The following is a 5,895-nucleotide window of genomic DNA, read 5'->3' on the forward strand; positions in this document are numbered from 1 at the left end:
GAGGCTTGAATTCTTAATTAAACAATTATTGAAATTAAGGAATAAACCAAAATTTTTGAACTTTGAATTTTGAATTTTGAATTAAAATTGAGGCTTGAATTCTTAATTAAACAATTATTGAAATTAAAGAATAAACCAAAATTTTTGAACTTTGAATTTTGAATTTTGAATTAAAAAAATGGAATGAACCAAAATCTTTGAACTTTGAATTTTGAATTTTGAATTAAAAAAATGGTTAGGGTAACCCAACAACAATAAGGCGCAAGTTGGGTTTCACTTTGTTCTACCTAACCTAGAATAATGCTATGCTAAAATTGATAGTGAAAAAAACCAGAATAAAATTATGTCTAATTACACAGAAAATCCTAGTTCTTTTGCTCCCTATTTAAAACATAAAGGACGCACGATGGAAGAACAATTACGTCTCAATCAACCAGCAATGGAATGGTTAAAAAAACAAATAGAAGAAGAAGTCACTGAAACCGAATTACAAATCAGACGAAAAAACTTAGAAATATTAAAGCAAACTATTGATAGTTTTCGACCATCAGGACACAAATTATATAGCGAAGAATGATAGTTTTTATTGACACTGGTGTTTGAAGTTTACTGTCATCTCCCAACGAAAAATTAGAAGCTAAACAATGTCAAGAATGGCTGTATTCCCTATTGTCAAAAAGTGTTTACGTTATTAGTTCAGATTTATGTGATTATGAACTCAGAAGAAGTTTACTTTTAAACTCAATCAGAGGAGCATCAAATCAAGGTATTAATAATCTCAATAACTTAGACGATTTAATTGATTTTTTACCTTTGACAAAATCAGTCACACAAGAAGCTGCCCAGTTGTGGGCAATCTCTCGTTTCCAAGGGATGCCTACAGCTAACCCCAAAAATATTGATGTTGATGTAATTATTGCAGCCCAATGTCAATTAATGCAAGCTGAAAATCCTGGTCGAAACCTTGTCGTTGCTACTACAAATGTTAAACATTTGAGTCGTTTTATTAATGCTCAAAAATGGTTTGAGATTAGATATTAATATTATGTTCGGTTGAACAGAGGTAGAGTCTAGTAGGGTGCGTTATATTTTATTAACGCACCCTACAAATTTTGCTATACTACTGTTAATATAATGTCGGAATAATTAGCAATCAAAAAACTAGCTATTCTTGATACTTTAAAACTTTTTCCTTTTCTCTCCTAAATCCTGACTACTAACTCCTGACTCCTGACTCTTAACCGAAAAATAATGAATCCTAATCTATTACAAAATTTTATTCAATTAATTGCTGATTATACAGGTCTGCATATTCGAGAGCAAGATTATGACAGTTTGTGTAAGAAAATATTTGTGCGGATAAAATCACTGAAATTATCTTCTCCAGAACAATATTATCAACTTTTAGCAGGTCAAAATAAAACAAGTAAAGATGAATGGGAAAAGCTCATCATATTGTTGACTGTAACTGAAACTTATTTCTTTCGAGACCGGGGACAATTGGGATTACTTAAAAATGTAATTCTGCCAGAAATTATTAAGTCTAAAATGGCATCTAAAGAAAAAAAAATAAAGATTTGGAGTGCGGGTTGTTCTACGGGTGAAGAGGCTTATTCTTTAGCAATTATGGTTCAAGAATTAATTCCTGACTGGCAAGAATGGGATATTTTAATTTTAGGAACAGATATTAATGAAGTAGCACTGACGAAGGCAAAACAAGGTGTTTATAGTAATTGGTCGTTCCGTTTAATAGATCGGCAAATACAAAAGAATTATTTTTATGAATTTCAAGGAGAATGGCAAGTTGAGGAACAAGTAAAAAAAATAGTCAAGTTTGGCAATATAAATTTAGTTCAAGATGGTTTTCCTAGTTATATTGATTTAATTTTATGTCGCAATGTCTTTATCTATTTTGAAGCAAAGCATATTTCATTAGTGATGCAAAAATTTTATAATTCTCTCCTCAAGGGAGGGTATTTGATGACAGGTCATGCAGAGTTATATGGTCAACCCCTGGGTAAATTTAAGGTTAAAGTTTTGTCAGAATCTTTGGTTTATCAGCGCGGTCAAGATGAGCAATATGAGAATTATTTAGCTGATAGTTTGCCGATATTTACAGACAAGAGGATGGCGAACGAGAAAAGCTTGGAATATTCATTGATTAATTCAATATCTGAAAGGAAAATATCTACTTATTATAGTATTTGCGATGATGCTAATAAACAAGCTTTATTGGATTTGAAGCAGAAATTTTATCAAGATAAAAAACATGAAATAGCTAGGGAAGTTACTCAAAAAAATCGTGATTTGCAATCTAGTCAATCAGATAAGTTATTGTTAGAAGCAGCAGAATTATTTGCAGTGAAGGCTTATACTGATGCTATTAGAAAAGCAGAAGATTTTCTGAGTCTAAATCCCAAAAATTTTAGGGTATATAATTTACTCGCTCAGTTGTATGCAAATTTAGGCAAGTATGAGCGTGCTACTTTTTATTGTAATCAAGCAATAGAAATAAATTCTGCTTCAGTAGAACCTTTTTATTTGTTGGTTAATATAGCAGAAGAACAAGGAGATATAGAAGGAGCAAAAATTCTTCTAAAGCGAGTAATTTATCTTGACCCACAAGAGATACCTGCTTATATAGAACTTGGTTCATTATATGCAGCAGAAAAAAATATCCTTCGGGCAAAAAAGATGAAAAATATAGCTTTAGAACTGCTGAAAAAGTTACCTGTTGATGATATTATCAAGTACAAAGGAGGAATCAAAGTTTCTGAATTGATCGAGTATTTAGAAGCGGATACCTAAATAAGAAACCGGATTGATTGTGATGATTTTTTTGAGGATAAAATTTTCTGGATAAACTGGGTTTATGGGGGCGGATACTTAAACAAGAAACCGGGTTGATTGTGATGATTTTTTTGAGAATAAAATTTCTTGGATCAACTCGGTTTCTGGAGGCGGATATCTAAACAAGAAACGGGGTTGATTGTGATGATTTTTTTGAGAATAAAATTTCTTGGATCAACTCGGTTTCTGGAGGCGGATATCTAAACAAGAAACGGGGTTGATTGTGATGATTTTTTTGAGGATAAAATTTTCTGGATAAACTGGGTTTATGGAGGCGGATATCTAAACAAGAAACGGGGTTGATTGTGATGATTTTTTTGAGGATACAATTTCCTGGACAAGTCCGGTTTCTGGGGGTGGATAGCTAAACAATAAACCGGGTTTATTGCTATGATTATTTTGAGGATAAAATTTCCTGGATAAACTCGGTTTTTGCCTAAGTCTTAAGAAAAGGAATATGGAAAATAAATCATATCTAATATTTTTACATAATAACTGTTTTTATGGAGTAGAAGCACTGTCAGTTAAAGAAATATTTTTACTGCCAGAAGTAACAGCGATCGCTGAAATGCCAAACTCTATTATTGGTGTGATTAATCTTAGGGGAAATGTATTGCCTATAATGGATTTAAATCTTCGTTTTGGGTATCAGCAGCAAGAATATTCTTTGACAGATAGTCTGGTTGTGATAGAGTGGCAACAATCTACTATTGGTATTATTGTCAATCAAGTTTACGAAGTTAAAGATATTCCAGTAACAGAAATAACAACAGAAATATATAGTCAAGGAGAATTATCCGATGGGGGAAGCGAGAGAAATCATAAATTACATTTGGTTACAGGTGTAGCTAAATTGGAAGAAAAATTAATTACTTTATTATCTAGTCATAATCTGATTAGATATCTGGAAGAAGTAGCTGAATTTTCTATAAATGATCGGGATAATATAGGTGCTTTAGTTAAAGAAAATTCCTTGGAAAAAGCTGAATATCAAGAATATTCAAAATTAATATTTTGCCCAAATGCTACCTCACAAGAAAGAGCTATTTTTCAAGAACGAGCAAAAAATTTAAGATTAGAAACTCAAAGTCAAGATTTTAGTAATTTAATTCCACTAGCGGTGATTGGTTTAAATTCAGAATATTTTGGTATAAATTTAGCAGTAGTACGAGAGTTTACTAATGTTCAGAAAGTGACTCCTATTCCTTGTACTCCTGAACATATTTTTGGCAATATTAATTTACGGGGTGAAATTGTCACTTTGCTTGAGATCCGAGGCATTTTAAATATGCAGATTCAGACAACAAAAACTAATAAAAATAAAGCCTTAATATTTGAGGTGAATGATTTAGTAGCTGGTATTATGGTAGATGAAGTATTTGATGTGATGTATCTTAATCCTTTAGATATTAAGTCAATTCCTACTACGATTAATCATTCTCAAGCTCACAATGAATATTTATTAGGAACTGTTATTTATCAAGAAAAGATGATGAGTATTATAAATTTTGAGAAAATTATTACATATAAAGGTTTAATTGTAGAAGAAGAAGTTTAGCTGAGAGGGAGTAGGGGTTCAACAATTAATAATTAATTATTAATTATTAATTATTACCTCTCCTTGAAAAGAAGAGGATTGACTAATCATGAAAATTTTTTCTTGTTTCTCCTTTACAGGAGAGGATTTAAACCTTAATTATTCGGTAAGGAGTAGGGAGTAGAGCAAATTGTTAAAAATACTATGCTTGAGGTGAGGAGAACATTTTTATTATGGCTAATTAATGAGACTCGATCTGAGGATTTGGAATTAACTAGAATGACGACAATATTGAACTTTTTTGAGTTAAAATTTGAATCTATTTTTTGGGGGTACTATTATTCCTAGATTATATCTCTTGCCCAAATTTTAATTAAATCAATTGCCAGATATGAAATGAACAACTTTATCCCTATATTCCCTATTCCCTTGGAAGTTATTAACTGATGATCAAACACTTAGGAGGAATTAGTCCCTATAGAAAATTAAAATTTATCAATAAAAAGGTTATAAGAGTGCTAACCAAAGTCAAGTCCTGTACGTTGAAAAGCTGTTAGCTACCCATGGAGCAGGAAAAGCTGAATGCTTACTTAATTAGACTTGATTTGAGAGATTTCAAATTAACTAGAATGACTACAATATTGAACTTTTTTGAGTTAAAATTTGAATCTATTTTTTGGGGTACTATTATTCCTAGATTATATCTCTTGCCCAAATTTTAATTAAATCAATTGCCAAATATGAAATCAACAATTTCATCCCTCTATTCCCTATTCCCTATTCCGTATTTCCTATTTCCTTACAAGTTATTAACTGATGCTCAAACACTTAGGAGGAATTAGTCTCTAAGGAGAATTAAAACTTATGAATAAAAAGGTCATAAGACTGCTAACCAAAGTCAAGTCCTGTACGTTGAAAAGCTGTTAGCTACCCATGGAGCAGGAAAAGCTGAATGCTTACTTAATTAGACTTGATTTGAGAGATTTCAAATTAACTAGAATGACTACAAGATTGAACTTGTTTGAGTTAAAATTTGAATCTATTTTTTGAGGTACTATTATTCCTAGATTATATCTCTTGCCCAAATTTTAATTAAATCAATTGCCAAATATGAAATCAACAATTTCATCCCTCTATTCCCTATTCCGTATTTCCTATTTCCTATTTCCTTACAAGTTATTAACTGATGCTCAAACACTTAGGAGGAATTAGTCTCTAAGGAGAATTAAAATTTATCAATAAAAAGGTCATAAGACTGCTAACCAAAGTCAAGTCCTGTACGTTGAAAAGCTGTTAGCTACCCATGGAGCAGGAAAAGCTGAATGCTTACTTAATTAGACTTGATTTGAGAGATTTGGAATTAACTAGAATGACTACAAGATTGAACTTGTTTGAGTTAAAATTTGAATCTATTTTTTGAGGTACTATTATTCCTAGATTATATCTCTTGCCCAAATTTTAATTAAATCAATTGCCAAATATGAAATCAACAATTTCATCCCTCTATT

Annotated in this window: 4 protein-coding genes; all 4 read left to right on the forward strand. The window is 31.2% G+C overall.

The window, feature by feature from the left end:
* Window positions 1-343: 343 nt before the first annotated feature.
* The 4 genes from F6K40_RS31575 (at window position 344) to F6K40_RS31590 (ending at window position 4,408) form a co-directional block, all read left to right on the forward strand.
* A complete protein-coding gene (locus F6K40_RS31575) occupies window positions 344-577 on the forward strand; it encodes a hypothetical protein (protein WP_293141753.1) in 234 nt (77 codons plus the stop codon).
* A gap of 92 nt (window positions 578-669) precedes the next feature.
* Window positions 670-1,041 (forward strand): type II toxin-antitoxin system VapC family toxin, encoded by a 372-nt coding sequence (locus F6K40_RS31580; protein WP_293141755.1) that lies wholly within the window; start codon window positions 670-672, stop codon window positions 1,039-1,041.
* 210 nt (window positions 1,042-1,251) lie between these two features.
* Entirely contained in the window at window positions 1,252-2,808 is a 1,557-nt protein-coding gene (locus F6K40_RS31585; protein WP_293141757.1) for a CheR family methyltransferase, read from the forward strand.
* Between the two features lie 499 nt (window positions 2,809-3,307).
* Window positions 3,308-4,408 (forward strand): chemotaxis protein CheW, encoded by a 1,101-nt coding sequence (locus F6K40_RS31590; RefSeq protein WP_293141759.1) that lies wholly within the window; start codon window positions 3,308-3,310, stop codon window positions 4,406-4,408.
* Window positions 4,409-5,895 lie beyond the last annotated feature (1,487 nt).

It is taken from the genome of Okeania sp. SIO3I5 (assembly GCF_010672085.1).
Taxonomy (GTDB): Bacteria; Cyanobacteriota; Cyanobacteriia; order Cyanobacteriales; family Microcoleaceae; genus Trichodesmium.